Source organism: Kitasatospora sp. NPDC002551 (assembly GCF_040296005.1).
Classification (GTDB): domain Bacteria; phylum Actinomycetota; class Actinomycetes; order Streptomycetales; family Streptomycetaceae; genus Kitasatospora.
Genome location: NZ_JBEOWI010000010.1, coordinates 73,196 through 91,606, shown reverse-complemented (window position 1 = coordinate 91,606; position 18,411 = coordinate 73,196). Strand labels below are relative to the sequence as shown.

Sequence of the window (18,411 nt, the reverse complement as noted above, 5' to 3'; positions counted from 1 at the left end):
GGTCCGGACTCCACCCGCCCCCTATCGTCTGCGTCTCAGATCAGCCGGCGAGCTCGACCTCGTCCAGGTTCATGCGGCCCTGGGCGTCGGTGTCGAAGTTCTTGATCTTCTTGGAGTACGCGGCGGAGGACATGTAGGTGTACACCGGGATGTACGGCAGGTCCTGGATCAGGACGTCGTCGGCCTGCTGGTACAGCTTCAGGCCCTCCTCCGGGCTCTTCGCCTGGTCCGCCTGGTCCAGGAGCGACTCGAACTGCTCGTTGACGTAACCGCCGTAGTTCGAGCCGTTCTCGATCGCGACCTTGGAGAAGATCGGGCGCTCGTAGTTCTCGATCGACGGGTAGTCCATCGACCAGGCCATGCGGAAGGCGCCCGAGTACTGCTTGTCGCCCAGCGCGTCCAGGATCTTGCCGAACTTCTCGAACGGCTTGGTGGTGACCTCGACGCCGAGGTTCTTCTTCAGCTGGTTGGCGACGGCCTCGATCCACTCCTTGTGGCCGCCGTCGGCGTTGTAGCCCAGCTCGATGGTGTTGTTCGGGACACCGCCGGCGGTGTCGAACAGCTGCTTGGCCTTGGCCGGGTCGTACTTGGCCGCGTCGCCCATGGCGCCCTTGCGGTAACCCGGGATCAGCGGGTTGATGAAGTCGTCGGCCGGGACGCGGGTGCCCGAGAAGATCGTCTTGGTGATCGACTCCCGGTCGATCGCCATCGAGATCGCCTTGCGGATCTCCGGCTTGCCGTAGGCGGCCGGGTTGGTCGAGATCGGGAAGCCGATGTAGCCGACGCCCGACTCCGGCTTGTAGATGTAGCGGTCGCCGAACTCGCCCTTGACGGTACCCATGGCCGAGATCGGGAGCTTGTCCGTGGCCTGGATGTTGTCGGCGCGCAGGTCGTTGTACGCGGTGTCCAGGTTGTCGTAGATCCGGAAGGTGACGCTCTGCAGCTTCGCCTTGCCGTCAGCGGCCGGGAAGTTGTCGAAGCGCTTGACCTTGATCTGCTTGTTGTGCTCCCACTTGCCGTCCATCTGGAACGGGCCGTTGCCGATGGGGGCCTCTTCGAAGGACTTCGGGTCGCTGAAGAAGGCCTTCGGCAGCGGGTAGAAGGCGTTGTAGCCCAGCATGGTCTTGAACTGGGAGAACGGGTTGGTCAGGGTGACCGTGAAGGTCTTGTCGTCGACGACCTGCAGGCCCTTGAGCTTGTCGGTGGCCGGCTTCTTGTCCTTGCCCGGGGCGAGGTCGGCGGAGCCGTCGATCTTGGCGAAGAACGGCAGGCCCTCGGCCGCGTTGTCCTGGTTGGCGCCCCAGTTCCAGGCGTCCACGAAGGACTGGGCGGTGACCTTCTCACCGTTGTGGAAGGTGTAGCCGTCCTTCAGCTTGATCGTCCAGACCTTGCTGTCCGGGGACTCGATCGACTCGGCGACGCGCAGCTTCGGCTCGTTGGTCTTGTTGTCGTACTCGACCAGGCCGGCGAACAGCGCGTTCAGGACCTCGGCACCCTCGGACTCCGCGGTGTTCTGCGGGACCAGGCCGTGCTGCGGCTCACCGAGCTGGACGGCGATCGAGCCGCCGCCGGAGGCGGCCTTGTCGTCGCTCTTCGAGCTGGTGCTGCAGGCGGTCGCCGCGAGGGCGATCGCGGTCGCCGCGACGAGCCACTTGGTCTGGGTTGCACCACGCATGGGGGGATGCCTCCTGAATTCGACTTTCCAACGAGGAGAGCACCGCGGGCGGTTGGTCCGGTCCGCCGTGCCGTCCGCGCTCGTGGTTTCGGCGCGCACCCCTGCGCGTTAACCCTTGACCCGAGCCTGACTGCACCCACTATGTGTCACGCACGGACACGAAAGTGACCACTGCCGATCTCAATTAGGTCACATGAACGGTCGGTAAGTTTCGAAAATCGGACATATGAGACATACTCAGACAGGCATCAACCGGACAGTCGTCATGAATGACGGACTGTCACGTTCGCTCAGCGGACACCTCGGCGTGGTAAGCGCTATTCCGTTTATACGCGCGTCGACAGCGTGGAGTAGTTGAAATAGTTCGCCCCCCTCTCCATCGGAAAGGGGGGCGAACGTTTCCGGCCAAAGCACCGCCGGAGGGGCTCAGAAGGCCGGGATCACGCCTTCTTGGCGCGCGACGCGGTGCGGCCGCGGTCCTTCTGGTCCAGGACGACCTTACGGATGCGAACAGTCTCCGGGGTCACCTCGATGCACTCGTCCTCGCGGCAGAACTCCAGCGACTGCTCCAGCGAGAGCTTGCGCGGCGGGACGATCGACTCGGCCACGTCGGCGTTCGAGGACCGCATGTTGGTGAGCTTCTTCTCCTTGGTGATGTTGACGTCCATGTCGTCGGCGCGCGAGTTCTCGCCGACGATCATGCCCTCGTACACCTCGGTGCCCGGGTCGCAGAAGAGCACGCCGCGCTCCTGCAGGTTGGTCATCGCGAAGGCGGTGACCACGCCGGCCCGGTCGGCGACCAGCGAACCGTTGTTGCGGGTGGTCAGCTGGCCGAACCACGGCTCGTGGCCCTCGTGGATCGAGTGGGCGATGCCGGTGCCGCGGGTGTTGGTGAGGAACTCGGTCCGGAAGCCGATCAGGCCGCGGGACGGCACGACGAACTCCATCCGGACCCAGCCCGAGCCGTGGTTGGACATGTTGTCCATCCGGCCCTTGCGGATGCCCATGAGCTGGGTGACGGCGCCCATGTGCTCCTCGGGCACGTCCACGGTCAGGCGCTCGACCGGCTCGTGGGTCTTGCCGTTGACCTCCTTGGTGACCACCTGCGGCTTGCCGACGGTCAGCTCGAAGCCCTCGCGGCGCATGGTCTCGATCAGGATGGCCAGCGCCAGCTCGCCGCGGCCCTGCACCTCCCAGGCGTCCGGACGCTCGGTGTCCAGCACGCGCAGCGAGACGTTACCGACAAGCTCGCGGTCCAGGCGGTCCTTCACCTGGCGGGCGGTGACCTTGCGGTCGACCCGGCCGGCGGACTTGGCGTCCGCGCCCTTGCCGCTGCCGCCCCGGCCGACCAGCGGCGAGGTGTTGGTGCCGATGGTCATCGAGATGGCCGGCTCGTCCACCGTGATCAGCGGCAGCGCGATCGGGTTCTCCGGGTCGGCCAGGGTCTCGCCGATCATGATGTCGGAGATGCCGGCGACGGCGCAGATGTCACCGGGGCCCGCCACCTCGGCCGGCTTGCGGGTGAGCGCCTCGGTCATCAGCAGCTCGGAGATGCGGACGTTGGAGATGGTGCCGTCGCGCTTGATCCAGGCCACCGTCTGGCCCTTGCGCAGCTCGCCCTGCTCGACGCGGAGCAGCGCGATGCGGCCGAGGAAGTTGTCGGCGTCCAGGTTGGTGACGTGGGCCTGCAGCGGGGCGTCCGCGTCGAAGGTCGGGGCCGGGACGTGCTCCAGGATGGTGGAGAAGAACGGCTCCAGGTTGTCGCTGTCGGCGGGAACGGTGCCGTTCTCCGGCTTGGTCAGCGACGCGACGCCGTCACGGGCGCAGGCGTAGACGATCGGGAACTCGATCTGGTCCTCGTCCGCGTCGAGGTCGAGGAAGAGGTCGTAGGTCTCGTTGATGACCTCGTCGATCCGGGCGTCCGGACGGTCGGTCTTGTTGATGCAGAGGATGACGGGCAGCCGCGCGGTGAGCGCCTTGCGGAGCACGAAGCGGGTCTGCGGCAGCGGGCCCTCGGAGGCGTCGACCAGCAGGACGACCGCGTCCACCATCGACAGACCGCGCTCGACCTCGCCGCCGAAGTCGGCGTGGCCCGGGGTGTCGATGATGTTGATGGTGATCGGCGCGCCACCGTCCTTCGGGTGGTACTTGACCGCGGTGTTCTTCGCGAGAATGGTGATGCCCTTCTCACGCTCCAGGTCGTTGGAGTCCATCATCCGGTCGTCCAGCTGCTGGTGGGCGGCGAAGGCACCGGCCTGCTTGAGCATGGCGTCGACCAGGGTGGTCTTGCCGTGGTCGACGTGGGCGACAATGGCGACGTTACGGATGTCGTTGCGCGTGGGCATGCCTAGCGGATTCTCCTGGAATCGTGGGTTACGGCGCCCGGCTGCGTGACGCGCACTTGCGACCCCTGTCGGCCGCCACCACCCGTTCCGCCTGCTACTACCGGTCCACCCGCCGGGCAGGACATGCCACGGCTTCCTCCTATGGTACGGGGAACCGCCGAGCTCGGCCGAAACGGGAGTCTCGGGCGGGAGCAAGATCACAACTCGGCCACGTCCCCGCCACCCGGCGTTCGGGCTCCGCCGGGCTTCGGGCGTGATCCACCGCCTCCGCTCCGCACTGCCCCGGGCCTTCCTCGTCTCCGGCACCACGGCGCCCCCGTCCGCTAACCCGCGGCCCAGCCGAGGTCCTGGAGGCGGGGGCGGGACAGACCCCGGACGCCTGGGCCGGTGAGGCCGTCGCGGACCGCGACCGCCTCCGGGCGCTGGAACAGCGGGACCGAGTGGCCCAGCTGCCAGATCCGCACGTCGGCCTCCTGGAGCAGGGCGCGGCGGGTGGCCGGGTCGGGCTCGGCGGCGGCGCGGTCGAAGAGGCGGTCGATCTCCTCCGTCCCGGCCCGCGCGTAGTTGCGGCCGGTCACCGGGGTGCCGTCCGGGCCCGGGCGGGGCTTGGCGTAGACGGGCCGCTGCTCGCCGGCCGGGGCCGGGCCGGCGGGCCAGGAGAACACGGCGAGGTCCCAGTCGCCGACGGCCAGGCGGTCGCGGACGAAGGCGTCCGCCGGCGCCTCCGTGACCCGCACGGCGGCCCCGGCCGCGCCGAGGTCCGCCGCCACCGCGTCGGCCGCCCGTCGCAGGGTCGCCGAGCCGGCCGGGACCAGCAGGGTGAGCGCCAGTTCGCGCCCGCCCCGGGTGCGGGTGCCGCCGGCGGCGGGGCGGTGCCAGCCGGCCGTGTCCAGCATCCGCCCGGGATCGGCGCCGCCCAGCGCGTCGGCGTCGTCCCGGTAGCCGGGCTGGTCGCCGGCCAGCAGGTGGTGGCCGAGCGGCGCGGCGGGCAGCCCGAACGGGGTCAGCGCGGCGTCGGCGGCGTGCCGCCGGTCGACGGCGCGGGCCAGCGCGCGGCGCAGCACCGGATCGGTGAGCGGTTCGCGGGCGGCGTTCAGGGTGAGCTGGGCGAGGCCGGTCCCGGCGGCCCGGTGCAGGGTGACGCCGGGCAGCGCCCCGGCCGTGCGCAGCACCTCGGCGGGGTCGGCCCCGGCGTGCTCGACCGCCGCGGTCAGCGGGGCGAGGTCCAGCCGGCCCCGGGCCAGCTCGTCGGTGCGCCGGTCGGCCGGGACGGCCAGGAACTCGATCCGGTCCGCCTTGGCCGGCTCGCCCCACCAGAACGGGTTGCGGACCAGGACGGCCCTCCCGCCGACCGGGTCGTACCCGTCGACCAGGAACGGTCCCGCGGTCGGATGGGCGGTGCCGCCGGGCAGCGGGCGGCCGAAGGCGGCGGCGGTGGCGGTCTCGGCGGCGGGGTAGAGCGGGCCGAACAGGGCCTGCCACTCGGCGCAGGGCTGCCGGAAGGTCACCCTGACCTCGTGCGGGTCGGCACCCTGCGTGACGGAGTCGACGGCCGCGTAGCCAGCGGGGCGGACGGCGTCGTACGCGGGGTCCAGGCCGGAGAGCGCGGCGCGCTGGGCGATCAGGTCGGCGGCGGAGAGCGGGGTGCCGTCGCTCCAGACGGCGCGCGGGTTGAGGTGGTAGGTGACCACCTGGGGCAGCCGTCCGGGCGGGGTGGACTCGGCGGCGGCCAGGTAGTCCGGGTCCGGGATCCACTCGCCGTGCGCGTCCGGCCGGAACAGCGAGGGGTAGAGGGCGTGCGCGAGCAGCGCCGATTCGGCGGTGGCTGCGGGCTGGTGCACGTTCAGGGTGGCCGGGAGGGCGTCGACGGCCCAGCGCAGGGTGCCGCCGTCGCGGACGGCGGCCCGGTCGACGGGGCGGACGTCCCCGGTGACGACGGCCGGGGCGGGCGGCGCGGGGTCGGGGGTGCGGCCGGTGCGGGCCGGGTCGGGGCCGCCGAGGCAGCCGGCCGTGGCACCGAGGGCGAGCAGCAGCACGGCGGCTGCGACGGGGAGGCGGGCGCGCATGGCGGCCATCGAACGCCGCCCCCACGGCCCGGGCGCCCCGACACGGCGCCCGGACGGCCGACAGCACCCGATCGGGGTAGGACGGCCGCTGCCCGGGTGGCGCTACAGGCCCAGCTCGAACCAGACGATCTTGCCCTTCGGCGTGCGCCGGCTGCCCCAGCGTTCGGCGAGCAGGCTGACCAGCTGGAGCCCGCGACCGCCCTCGTCGGTCTCGTGGGCGCGCCGCTGCCGGGGCTGGGCGTAACCGTCGTCCCAGACCTCGCACACCATCGTCCGGTCGCGCAGCAGCCGCAGCCGGATCTCGCCCCGGCCGTGCCGCAGCGCGTTGGTGACCAGCTCGCTGACCAGCAGCTCGGTGGTGTCGACCAGCTCGTCCAGGCCGCGGGCGAGCAGCCAGCTGCACGCGAACTCGCGGGCCTTGGCGACCGAGGTGGGCTCGGGCGGCAGGAACCACTGGCCGACGGCGTCCGCCGGGAAGGCGTGCACCTTGGCCATCAGCAGGGCGATGTCGTCCTCGCCGTGGTGCGGGTTGAGCTCGCCGAGGACGTGGTCGCAGAGGTCCTCCAGGTTCTTGCCCTCGTCGGACAGCGCGGTGCGGAAGGCCTTCAGGCCCTCGTCCAGCTGGTGCTTGCGGCTCTCCACCAGGCCGTCGGTGTAGAGGCCGAGCACGGCGCCGTCCGGGAGGGTCAGCTCGACCTCCTCGAAGGGCTCGCCGCCGACGCCGAGCGGCAGGCCGGGCGGGACGTCGAGCATCCGGGCGGGCTCGCCGGGGCCGAGGAGCACCGGCGGCAGGTGGCCGGCGTTGGCGAAGGTGCAGCGCCGGGTGACCGCGTCGTAGACCGCGTAGACGCAGGTGGCCAGGTAGACCTCGCGGGCCTCCTCGTCGGCGGTGGAGGTGAGCCGCCCGTACGGGTTGGACCGGCCGGTCGGCGCGGTGTCGTCGCCGAGGCCGCGGGCGATCTCGTCGAGCGCGGCGAGCACCTCGCCGGGTTCCAGGTCGAGCATGGCCAGGGTGCGCACGGCGGTGCGCAGCTGGCCCATGGCGACGGCGGCGCGCAGGCCGCGGCCCATCACGTCGCCGATGACCAGGGCGGTGCGGTTGCCGGGCAGCGGGATGACGTCGAACCAGTCGCCGCCGACCTCGGTGTTGTTGTTGCTCGGCAGGTAGCGGCAGGCGATCTCCAGGCCGCTGGCGACCGGGTTGCCCGGGGGCAGCAGGCTGCGCTGGAGGATCAGCGCGCGCTCGTGCTCGCGGCGGTAGAGCCGGGCGTTGTCGATGCAGACGGCGGCGCGGGCGACGAGTTCCTCGGCGATGGCGACGTCGCGGGCGTCGAAGGGTTCGCTGCCGATCGCCCGGGAGAGCTGGACCAGGCCGAGCACCTGGTCGCGGGCGACCAGCGGGACGATCAGGGTGGAGCGCAGCAGCGGGTCGGGGCCGGGCTCCGGGACGACGCTGCGGCCGGTGCGCAGCGCCCGGGCGTGCGGGGAGCGGCGCGGGTAGCAGAGGGTGCCGCCGGCCTCGGCGATGGGCAGGCCGGTGACCGAGCCGAGCACCGAGGAGGCGCCGCCGACCACGCTGGAGACGGCGACCCGGCGCAGTTCGCCGCTGCCGTCGGTGAGCACGGTGTCGCCGAGCCGGCCGGCGCTGGGCACGGTCTCGCCGGAGAGCAGCGCGGTGTAGAGGTCGACGGTGGCGAGGTCGCAGAACGGCGGGACGACGACGTCCAGCAGCTCCTTGGCGGTGGTCTCCAGGTCGAGGGTGGAGCCGATGTGGGCGCTGGCCTCGTTGAGCAGCGCGAGGTTGCGGCGGACGCCGTCGGCCTCGCGTTCGGCGACGTGCCGGCTGGTGACGTCGGAGACCTGTCCGGCGACGCCCATCGGCTGGCCGGCCGCGCCGTTGAGGCGGTAGAGCGAGACGGCCCAGAGCCGGTTGCCCTCGCGGGTCGGGACGGCGGCGTGGAAGCGCAGGTCGAAGACGGGCGCGCCGCTGGCGAGGACCTTGCGCAGGGCGGCGGTGAGCCGGTCGGCCTCGGCGCCGGGGAAGATGTCGTGCGGGGTGAGGCCCTCCAGGTCGGTGGGGGCGAGGCCCATCCCGGAGGCGAAGGCGTCGTTGACGCGCTGGAGGCGGAGCCGGTCGTCGAAGAGGACGAAGCCGGTCGGGGTCTGGCCGAAAACCGCCTCCGAAGCGGCCAGATCGGTCTCGATCCGGCGCAGCCGGCCGAGGTCGACCGCGAGACAGGTGGCGCCGGCGGTGGGCAGTGCGCTGTCCGGCATGAGGTAGAGCTCGACGAGGCCCTCGCCGCCGTCGGCGTGCCGGTACGGGGTGGTGCCGACCCACTCCTCGCCGGCCAGGGTGCGCTCCAGCCGGGCCCGGCCGCGCTGCCAGAGCTCGCGCGGGACGAAGGTGGTCACCGGGTCCGCGCCGACCGCCTCGGCGGCGGGGACGCCGAAGAACTCGGCCGCCCGCTCGCTCCACTGGCTGATCCGGCCGTCGGGGCCGATCGCGAAGGTGGCGACCCGGATGTAGTCGTAGATCGAGCCCGGATCCCCGGCACCCCACCGTTCCTCCGCGGCCGCCGGCCGGGGGGCCCGGGCGGGTGCGGGCAGGTGGTGGGCAGGGGCGGGCACGTGTTGGGCGCCGGCCTGCCCGGGTACAGCGGCATGACCGCTGCTGCTCGGCGCACTGCGCGCCGGGGTGCTGTTCACGGACCGACCCCTCCAAACCCGCGACCGTCCGGATGTCGAGAAGACCGAGTATTCATCATCGAGGGGTACGTTCACACGCCCTCAACATCACAACATCAGATCGGGCGAAGGTTTTTGTCCTACCGCCCGCGCAACCACAATGCCACGCTCGCGCCCCCTGCCGGAGTGCGCGCTCCCCCGGACCCTCCCGGGGGCATATGCAGCGGCGTTCTCCCGGGCGGCCGGTCCGGCGCCCGGCCCGCGTCCGGATCCCGCCCGGTTCCGGCCCGCTTCCGGCCCCCTTCCGGCCCCCTTCCGGCCCGGGTCGCCGCTCAGCCCTCGGACAGCTCCGCCTCGGGGGTGCCCGGCAGCGCCTGTTCGAACCAGACCACCTTGCCCATCCCCTCCGCCCTGGCCCCCCAGTGCAGGGCCAGCCGGGCGACCAGTTCCAGCCCTCGGCCGCCCTCGTCCGCCTCGGCCGCGTGCCGCTCGCGCGGCGGGTCCGGCAACGGGTCGGAGATCTCCACCAGCAGCGTCTCGCCGAGCGTCAGCCGCACCCCGATCGGCGCGCTCGCGTACCGGACGGCGTTCGTGACCAGCTCGCTGACCAGCAGCTCCGCGGTGTCGGTCAGCTCCTCGACGCCCCACTCGGCCAGCGCCGCGCGGACCAGCCGGCGGGCCCGGGAGACGGCGGTCGGCTCGGCGGGCAGCGTCCAGCCCGCCGTCGGGGTGCCGGCCTGCCCGTGGCCGAGCCGGGCCAGCAGCAGCGCCACGTCGTCCGGCTCGCGGCCCTGCTCCATGGTGTCCAGCACCGCCTCGCAGGCCGCCTGGATCGACGCGTGGGGCTGCTGGAGCACCGTGACCAGCCGGCCGAGGCCGACGTCCAGGTCCTTGTCCCGGGACTCCACCAGCCCGTCCGTGCAGAGCGCCAGCAGACTGCCCTCGGGGATCTTCAGCTCGACGGCCTCGAACGGCACGCCGCCGACGCCGAGCGGGGCGCCGGAGGGCAGCTCCACGATCCGGCCGGCGCCGCCGGGCAGCGGCCCGCCGTCGCGGGTCGGCCCGTCCGTCTCGTCGCCCGGCACCACCAGCACCGGCGGGATGTGGCCGGCCTTGGCGGCGGTCAGGGTCGCGGTGGCCGGGTCGAACACCGCGTACACGCAGGTGGCGAGCAGCGCCTCGTCCGGGCCCTGGGCGAGGTCGTCGGCCAGCTCGTGGACGTGCCGCAGCAGCACGTCCGGCGGCAGGTCGAGGGCGGCCAGCACGCGGACGGCGGTGCGCAGCCGGCCCATCGTCGCGGCGGCCCGCAGGCCGTGGCCCATCACGTCGCCGACCACCAGCGCGGTCCGGTCGCCGGGCAGCGGGATGACGTCGAACCAGTCGCCGCCGACCTCGGTGCCGCTGCTGCCGGGCACGTACCGGTAGGCGACCTCGACGCCGGTGGGCTGCGGCACCTGCTGCGGCAGGAGGGTGCGCTGGAGGGTGAGGGCGGCGGTGCGCTCGCGGGCGTAGAGCCGGGCGTTGTCCAGCGAGGACCCGGCCCGGTCCGCCAGCTCGACGGTGAACGCCAGGTCGTCCCGGTCGAAGCCCTCGCGGTAGCCGGCCCGGCTGACCAGCAGCAGGCCGATCACGATGCCCCGGGCCCGCAGCGGCACCACCAGCATCGAGTGCACGCCCAGGTCGTGCGCCGCCTGCATCTTCGGGTCGCCGGCGTAGGTGACGTCGCTCAGCTGGTCGGCGCCGGAGAGCAGCTCGGGCACGCCGGTGCGCAGCACCCGGCCGCAGGCGGAGTCCTCGGCGAAGGTGATCCGGGCGCCGCGCCGCAGCATCACCTCCACCTCCGGGCCGTCCTGGACGGAGGCGGTGCCGAGCTGGAGCAGCGAGGTGCGGCGGTCGTGGCCGTGCCGGGGAAGGTCGTCACCGTGCGCGACGGCCTGCAGCAGGATGACGGCGGCGTGGTCGGTCAGCCTCGGCACCACCGCGCTGGCCAGCTCCTGCGCGATCCGCGAGGCGTCCAGCAGGTCACCGACCCGGGAGCCGAACTCGTTGAGCAGCGAGAGACGGCGGCGGGCGTGCTCGACCTTGGCCACCGCACGGTAACGCTCGGTGACGTCCATCACGGTGCCGGAGATGCCGAGCACCCGCCCGGAGCGGTCGGTCATCCGGCTGTAGGAGACCGAGCGGTAGCCGGAGCGGGCGGTGGTCGGCGAGGCGAGGGTGACGTCGATGACCGGCTCGCCGGTGGCCAGCACCTGGCGCTGGATCGCGGTGATCTCGTCGGCGGCCCGCTCGGGCAGGGTCTCGCCGATGGTGCGTCCGACGTGGTCCTCCGGCGCGACGCCGTTCATCTCGGCGAGGGTCTGGTTGACGGCGGTGTAGCGCAGCTCGGTGTCCATGATCGCGATGCCCAGCGGGGACTGCTCGAACAGCGCGTCGCGCACCGCGAGGTCCCGCTCCACCGCCCGGACGGCCTCCGCCTCGGCCAGGTTGACCTGGAGGAACGGGGTGCCGTCGCCGTCCACCAGGAGCGAGATCCGGGCGTCCACCAGCACCGGGACGCCCTCCCGGTCGCGCAGCTCGGCCGGTCCGGACCAGCGGCCGTGCCGCAGGGTGTCCTGGATCGCCGCGCGGATCCGCAGCACCTGGTCGTCGTCGGGGATCAGCTCGTCGATCCGGCGGCCGACCAGCAGCTCGTTCGGCCAGCCGAGCAGCTCCTCGGCGGCCGGGCTCCAGAGCACCACCCGGCCGGCGGTGTCCAGGATCGCGATGGCCACCCTGACCACGTCGAAGAGGCTGCCGCCCGCGCGGTCGCCGCTCCCGTCGCCGGTGGCCTGCGGGACGGCGCGCGGGCCGCCCGGGAACACCCGGCCGGGGCGGCTGCGCAGGCCGGCCGGCGGGACCGCGTCGGGCACCGTGAGCGACGGGGCGGGCTGCACCGGCTGGGCGGCCGACGCGCCCTCGGGCAGGCCCTCGCCCCGGCGGCGGCCGGCCGGGCGCTCCCGGGCGGCCCGGCCGCCGGGCGCTCCGCCCGCGCCGCGCCGAAGCCGGGCGCGGGCCGCGGCGCCTCCCTGGGCGCCCGCCCGTCGCGCTCCCCCGCCGCCGTATCCGCCATTCGACACCGACGGGGCCTCCGGCTCTGCTCGGATCGGCGTCGCCGGCTGGGACGGCTCACCGATGGTGACGAATAGTGCCGAAAAGTGACATACCCAGCAGGACCAAGGCTATCCCGCCCGCCGCGCCGGCTTTTCCGATTTGCCCGATCCGTCGCCCCCACGCGTCGTTCGCGGGCGCGGCCCGGCGGCTCGCCGGTGCGGACCGGTACCATCCGGGCCGCACCGGCCCGGGGGCGTCGCCGGGAGCCGCTCGGGGGGCGAGTCGGGGCGCTGCTCGGGGCGCTGCTCAGGCGGTGGTCAGCAGGCGGACGACCTCGGGGAGGACCTCGCGGTCGTGCTCCAGCCACTCGACGTCGGCCAGCTCGGCGGGGCCGAGCCAGCGCAGCTCGTCGTGGTCCTGCAGCGGGCGCGGGTCGCCGGAGACCAGTTCGGCGGCCCAGAGCCGCAGTTCCAGGCCGGGGCGCACCAGCCACGCGCCGGGCAGCCGGCTGAGCGCCCTGGCGCGCACGCCCAGCTCCTCCATCAGCTCGCGCTCCAGCGCCTGGGCCTCGGTCTCGCCCGGCTCCGCCTTGCCGCCGGGGAACTCCCAGCGCCCCGCCACCTCGGCGGGCGCGCTCCGCCGGGCGGCGAGCACCCGTCCCCGGTGGATCAGCGCGCCGCCGACGACGATCCGGTTCTCCGCTGCGCCGCCGGCCGAGGCCGGCTGGTCGATGGTCCTGTCCATGGGCGTCGACTCTAGGGCGTGCTGTCCGGGGGGCCGCTCAGTCGCGCGGGCCCCGCGTCCCGCGGGCTCCGGCGGGCTCGGGCTCGACCCAGTACAGCTGCTTGTGGCCGCGTGCCTCGAACTCGGCCGCCAGCCGCTCGGCGGCCTCCCGCCCGATCCCCCCGACGACCGGGAACCGGTTGCCGTCGTCGTCCTGCCGCATCACCCGGTAGGTGTCCATGGCGCCCATGCTAGGACCCGGCCGGGAGGGCGGGTCCGGGCCGTCCGGGCGGGCCTCAGACGCGGATCTCGGAGGCCTGCTCGCCGGTCGACAGCCCCAGCTCGCGCCGGATGTCCACCGCGAGCTTGCTGCTCTTGACGGACAGCGCCAGCGCCTTCCCGACCTCGCGGTCGAGCGTCTCCACGTCGGCGGACTTGGCGGCGGCGTCCCAGGCGTTGGCCGCGTCCAGCTTGATCGCGCCCAGCTCGATCAGCTTGGCCCTGGCCCCCTCCGGCCAGTCGATCCCGGTGGCCGACAGGTCCGTGACCTCCTTGCGGGAGGCGGTGGCCATCGTCTTCGCCCAGGTGCGGTACTCGGTGGGCTCCTCGTCGGCCTCGCCCTCCGGCTGGACCGCGAGCGCGTTGTTGTAGGCGAGCACCGCGTCCAGGTAGGTGCGCTGCGCCCGGGTGAGCTTGGTCCGGTCGGTGTGGACGCTGCCCGTGTGCGTCCTGGTGTTGTCCTGGAAGGTGCAGGTCACCTCGCGGTCGCCGGACGCCCAGCTGACACGGCTCGGGTAGTAGTAGCCCTCCTCCATGCCGTCGGGGACGAGCCAGGAGTCGAGGGCGTAGTCGTCGCGCACCGGGCCGCAGATCCGCTCGGCCATCTCGTCGATCTCGCTCGTGCTGGGGTAGGCGGCGGGGCCCCGGCCGGCGAGGTTGCCGGAGCCGGCGACCTCGCCGTTGTGCGGCGCGGAGCAGGACACCACGAGCACCCAGTAGATGCTCGCGGACTCGCCGCTCTGCCCGGAGCTCAGCGGCGGCTCGTTGAAGCAGTCGCCGGCCCGCAGCTCCTCGATCTGCACCGATCCCTTCGGGCCCCGCGGGGTGTCGCCGTACTCCTCCGCCTCGACGCCGACCGCGAGCAGGCCGATGACCCCGAACAGACTGACGATCGCCCCGAGGACACCGGTGACCAGACCGGTGACCGCCATGCCGCGGCCCTTCTCGTTCCGCTTCGGTATCTGGACCATCGCCACGATCGCGAAGGCGAGTGCCAGCGGCCACATGCAGAGCAGACCGGTGACCAGGGCGGCGACCGCGAAGCCGTTGGTGGCCGTCGGGGCCTGCGGGTAGGCGAAGCCGGGCTGGAAGCCGGACTGGGCGCCGGGGACGACGGCCGCCCAGCCGGTGGCGCGCGGGCGGTCGGGGTCGAAGGGCGGGGGCATGGCGGCGGCCGGGGTGGCCCACGGGTGGGCCGCGGGCGGCCCGGCGGGGGTGGCCCACGGGTCGGCCACGGGCGGCCCGGCGGGAGCGGGCGGCGCCCAGGGGCCCTGCGCGGCCTCGGGGGCCGGCCCGGGGGCCGCCACCCCCGGCACCGCTCCGGTGGCGGGCTCGGCCGGTGCCGGAACGGCGGCGGGCTCGGGGGCCGCTCCAGGGGTGGGCTCGACCGGCGGCTTGGTCAGCTCGACCCGCCCGGCCGGCTCCGTCGCCCCGGCGGGCTCGACCGACTCGACAGGCTGCGACACCGGCTCGGGCGCGGGCTCGGGCTCGGGCGCGGACACCGGGGCGGCGGCGTCGGACTCGGGCTTGGACACGTGCGATCTCCCCCGGCCCGCGGAAGGCGGGCGACAGTTCGGCAGGACGACGACCCGCGGAGCCCGCGGGCGGATCGCGGCGGGCCGTCGGGTACGGGAACAGGCGCGCGACTCTACCGGATCTTGTGAAACACCCGCGCACCTTTTCGCCACCCCACGAACCATCCCCTCACCACAAGGGCACACCCCGGCTCAGCGCCGGGCCAGCACCTCCCCGTGCAGCATCGCGAACCACCCGTCCCCGGCGGCCGCCCACTCCCGCCACCCGGCCGCGATCCGGGCCAGTTCGGCCTCGTCCGCGTACCCCTCGGCCACCGCCGTGCGGGCGATGGCCGAGCCGGTGATCCGGTCCGCCCAGAGCCCGCCCCACCAGGCGCGCTGCTCGGGCGTCGCGTACGTCCAGGTGCTCGACGTGGCGGTGACGTCGGTGAAGCCGGCCGTCCGGGCCCAGGACAGCAGCCGCCGCCCGGCGTCCGGCTCGCCGCCGTTGTGCCGGGCGATCCGCCGGTACAGCTCCAGCCAGCGGTCCAGCTCGGGCACCTGCGGGTACCAGGCCATGGTCGCGAAGTCGACGTCCCGGACGGCGACGACGCCGCCCTCGGCGGTGACCCGGCGCAGCTCGCGCAGCGCGCCGACCGGATCGGCCACGTGCTGCAGCAACTGGTGGGCGTGCACCACGTCGAACTCCCCCTCCCGGTAGGGCAGTCGGTGCACGTCGGCGATCTCGAAGGCGACGTTGGACAGGCCGCGACCCGCGACGTGCGCGGCGGCTGCCTCCAGCACCTCGGCGGAGGCGTCCGCGGCCACCACCCGGCCGTCCGGTCCGACCAGTTCGGCCAGGTCGGCGGTGATCGTGCCGGGGCCGCAGCCGATGTCCAGCACGGCCTGTCCGGGCCGCAGCCGGTCGCGCAGGTAGGCGGCGGAGTTCTCGACGGTCCGCCAGCGGTGCGAGCGCAGCACGGCCTCCTGGTGGCCGTGGGTGTAGACGACGTGCTTCGGCTCGGTCATGGTGACTCCCCCTCGGAATCGGTCCGCTCCTCGACGCCTCCGACGCTACTCCTCGTCCCGTATTCCAAGAAGATTCGTCTCACATACCGACCACTCCGGCGACGGCCCCGGCCGCCCCCCCGGGAACGCGGCGGCCCCCGCCCGGACGCCATCCCGCCCGGACAGGGGCCGCCTGCCCTCGCTAGCCGAGGGTGAACCAGGTGGTGCGCGACTTCTGGAACTCCGGGTGGGTGAGGTCCTTCGCCTCGATGCCGTCGTTGTACAGCACGGCCGAGCCGTCGTCGGTGATCAGCTGCACCCGGGCGCCGGGGGCGGTGAGGTCCGGGACGTCCGCCACGGCCTCCCAGCCGCCCGCGTCGGAGGTCGGCAGGTCGAGCACCTTGACCGGCTGCGAGCCCGGCTGACCGTCCCAGCGGTAGAGCGCGTACGGGTCGGAGTTGTCGTCCGCCGCCCAGGAGCCGGCCACGATCAGGTACTGGCCGAGCGCGTTGCGCCGCAGGTCGCGCACCGAGAGCCCGCCGAGGTCCAGCTCGATCGGCTCGCCGAAGGTGGCGTGCGCACCGCTGAACAGCGCCGGGAAGTTGGTGACCGGCACGATCAGCGCCCGGCCGCCGGTGACCGCCGGGGTGAGCGGCGCGCGGAAGCCCACGTAGGCGGTGGTGGTGCTGCCCGGCGCGAACTCCAGGCCCTCGACGTTGAAGCCGTCGACCTGCTTGGGCACCTGGCCCGTCGCCGAGCCGGCCGCGAAGCCGTAGCGGTCGCCGTGCGCGCGGTCCCAGGCGATCAGGTCGCCGCGCAGGACGGTCGAGGAGCCGGCGAGCGACAGCTGGGTGCCGGCGCCCGAGCCGGTGACCGTGGTGGCGAACACGGTGTGCCGGACCGCCTTGATCTCGCCGTCCTTGTTGTTGCCCAGCGAGCCGGTCCAGTAGACGGTGTTGCCGACCCGGGTGGCGCCCTCGATGTCGACCTCCTTGGTGACGCCGAGCGCGGAGGAGAAGTCCCAGGTGCGGACGGGCGCGCCGGAGGCGTTGCGGTCGTACAGCCGCAGCACGTTGGACTCGTCGTCGGCCACCACGACGTAGCCGCCGCCCGCGTCCACCGCCGCCGAGGCGTCGCTGGAGCCGGTCAGGTACCGGCTGTCCGCCGCGAACTGCACCGCCGGCGAGGCCGCGTAGTGCAGCGTCACCGACGCGGTCTTGCCGCCCAGGCCGGTCACCTTGACGGTGAGGTCGGTGTAGCCGACACCCTGGGCGGCGACCGTGAGGGTGCGCGCGGAGCCGGTGCCGGCGACGGCGACGTCCCCGGTGCGGGCCACCGCGGCCCGGGTGCTGGCGGTGGCGGCCACGGTGAGCGAGGAGACCGGGGCGCCGCTCTGGGACACCGTGACGGTGACCGTCGGGTCGCCGGTGGCACCGACCGCCCCGGACAGGTAGGCGGCCGAGAGCTTGATCGTCGGGGTGCCGTAGGTCACGGCGGCGGCGGGACCGGCCGGCAGCGCGAGCAGCGGCAGGGCGGCGGTGGCGACGGCCAGCGGCAGCAGGCGGCGGGAGGGACGGGACACGGTGACTGCCCTTCGACGTGGTGGGCGGTGCGAGGTCCGGACCAGGGTGAGGCCCGTCGGCGAACGCCGCCCCGACGGCAGCGGGCCGTCCGGCGAACACCGGCCCTCGCCCGTCCCCCGCGTCCGCCGGCGCCGTACCGTGGACGGGCAGCCGCCTCACAGAACGGTCCTTCCACCATGCCCGCGCCGCGCCCCTTCGTCCTGCTGAGCGCCGCGATGTCGCTCGACGGGTACCTCGACGACGCCTCCCCCGAGCGGCTGCTGCTCTCCGGCCCGGCCGACTTCGACCGGGTGGACGCCGAACGGGCCTCGAGCGACGCGATCCTGGTCGGCGGCAACACCCTGCGCGCGGACAACCCCCGACTGCTGGTCAACGACCCCGCCCGGCGGGCCGCCCGGCGCGCGGCGGGCCGCCCGGAGTACCCGCTGAAGGTGACGCTCAGCGCGAGCGGCCGGCTGGACCGCTCGCTGCGCTTCTGGCACACCGGCGGCGAGCGGCTGGCCTACACCACGGACACCGGGGCGGCCGTGCTGCGCCCGGCGCTGGACGGGCTGGCCGAGGTGGTGGCGCTCGGCGCGGCGGTGGAGCTGGGGGCCGTGCTGGACGACCTCGGCGCGCGCGGGGTGCGGCGGCTGATGGTCGAGGGCGGCAGCGGGGTGCACACCCAGTTCCTGGCGCGGGGGCTCGCGGACGAGCTCCAGCTGGTGGTGGCGCCGCTGCTGGTCGGCCAGGAGCGGGCGCCGCGGTTCGTCGGCCCGGCGGACTTCCCCGGCGGGGCGACCCGGCGGATGCGGCTGCTGGAGGCCCGTACGGTGGGCGATGTCGTCCTGCTCAGGTACGCCCCGAAGGAGCCCGCCCCGTGACCGACGCCCGCCCCGCGGCCGACCCGCACGCCGACGACCCGCGCGCCGACGATCTGGCCTTCCTGCGCCGGGCCGTCGAACTCTCCCGCCGCTGCCCGCCCTCGGAGACCGCCTTCTCGGTCGGCGCGGTCGTCGTCGCCGCCGACGGCACGGTGCTGGCCGAGGGGTTCAGCCGCGAGGCGGACGGCCACGACCACGCCGAGGAGGCGGCGCTCGGCAAGCTCCCGGCCGGCGACCCCCGGCTGCGCGGCGCGACCGTCTACAGCTCGCTGGAGCCCTGCGGGCAGCGCGCCTCCCGGCCGGTGCCGTGCGCCGAGCTGCTGATCGCGGCCGGCGTCCCCCGGGTGGTGGTGGCCTGGCGCGAGCCTTCCACCTTCGTCGCCGAGACCCGGGGCGCCGCACGGCTGGAGGCGGCCGGCGTCGAACTGGTCGAGCTGCCCGAGCTGGCCGAGGAGGCCCGCGCGGTCAACGCCCACCTGTGGGGCTGAGACCGCCCGAAGCACGGGGCGATCTTTTGTATCCTTACTGAACAATCCCCTCTGCTCACCCCGCCCGCCCCCTCCCCCGGAGCCGCCCG

General features: G+C 74.0%; 10 protein-coding genes and 1 pseudogene. 1 reads left to right on the top strand and 10 read right to left on the bottom strand.

From position 1 onward, the window contains the following. Positions 1–40: 40 nt before the first annotated feature. The 10 genes from ABT093_RS12480 to ABT093_RS12435 form a co-directional block, all read right to left on the bottom strand. A complete protein-coding gene (locus ABT093_RS12480; protein WP_350563307.1) occupies positions 41–1,675 on the bottom strand; it encodes a peptide ABC transporter substrate-binding protein in 1,635 nt (544 codons plus the stop codon). 440 nt (positions 1,676–2,115) lie between these two features. Continuing rightward, entirely contained in the window at positions 2,116–4,020 is a 1,905-nt protein-coding gene (gene typA, locus ABT093_RS12475) for a translational GTPase TypA (RefSeq protein WP_350563305.1), read from the bottom strand. A gap of 323 nt (positions 4,021–4,343) precedes the next feature. Continuing rightward, positions 4,344–6,086, bottom strand: coding sequence for an ABC transporter family substrate-binding protein (locus ABT093_RS12470; protein ID WP_350563303.1), 1,743 nt, complete (start codon positions 6,084–6,086; stop codon positions 4,344–4,346). A gap of 102 nt (positions 6,087–6,188) precedes the next feature. Continuing rightward, positions 6,189–8,792 carry a SpoIIE family protein phosphatase gene (locus tag ABT093_RS12465; RefSeq protein WP_502884202.1) on the bottom strand — a complete coding sequence of 868 codons (2,604 nt, stop codon included), beginning with the start codon at positions 8,790–8,792 and terminating at the stop codon, positions 6,189–6,191. Between the two features lie 311 nt (positions 8,793–9,103). Beyond that, on the bottom strand, positions 9,104–11,890 hold the full coding sequence (locus tag ABT093_RS12460; protein ID WP_350563301.1) for a SpoIIE family protein phosphatase: 2,787 nt from the start codon (positions 11,888–11,890) through the stop codon (positions 9,104–9,106). A gap of 280 nt (positions 11,891–12,170) precedes the next feature. Next, positions 12,171–12,608 (bottom strand): (deoxy)nucleoside triphosphate pyrophosphohydrolase, encoded by a 438-nt coding sequence (locus tag ABT093_RS12455; RefSeq protein ID WP_350563299.1) that lies wholly within the window; start codon positions 12,606–12,608, stop codon positions 12,171–12,173. 37 nt (positions 12,609–12,645) lie between these two features. Beyond that, a complete protein-coding gene (locus ABT093_RS12450; RefSeq protein ID WP_350563297.1) occupies positions 12,646–12,828 on the bottom strand; it encodes an SPOR domain-containing protein in 183 nt (60 codons plus the stop codon). Positions 12,829–12,883: 55 nt separating this feature from the next. Next, the gene (locus ABT093_RS12445) at positions 12,884–14,401 is read right to left on the bottom strand and encodes a DUF4190 domain-containing protein (RefSeq protein WP_350563295.1); all 1,518 of its coding nucleotides are present in this window, start codon (positions 14,399–14,401) and stop codon (positions 12,884–12,886) included. Positions 14,402–14,593: 192 nt separating this feature from the next. Next, positions 14,594–15,409 carry a methyltransferase domain-containing protein gene (locus ABT093_RS12440; protein ID WP_350563293.1) on the bottom strand — a complete coding sequence of 272 codons (816 nt, stop codon included), beginning with the start codon at positions 15,407–15,409 and terminating at the stop codon, positions 14,594–14,596. Between the two features lie 181 nt (positions 15,410–15,590). After that, positions 15,591–16,970: a hypothetical protein gene (locus tag ABT093_RS12435; RefSeq protein WP_502884201.1), complete on the bottom strand. Its 1,380-nt coding sequence runs from the start codon at positions 16,968–16,970 to the stop codon at positions 15,591–15,593. A 177-nt stretch (positions 16,971–17,147) separates the two neighbouring features. On the opposite strand from ABT093_RS12435, the pseudogene ABT093_RS40955 reads away from it, so the two are divergent. Next, positions 17,148–18,322 (top strand): annotated as a pseudogene (locus ABT093_RS40955) (dihydrofolate reductase family protein). The last annotated feature ends 89 nt before the right edge of the window (positions 18,323–18,411 follow it).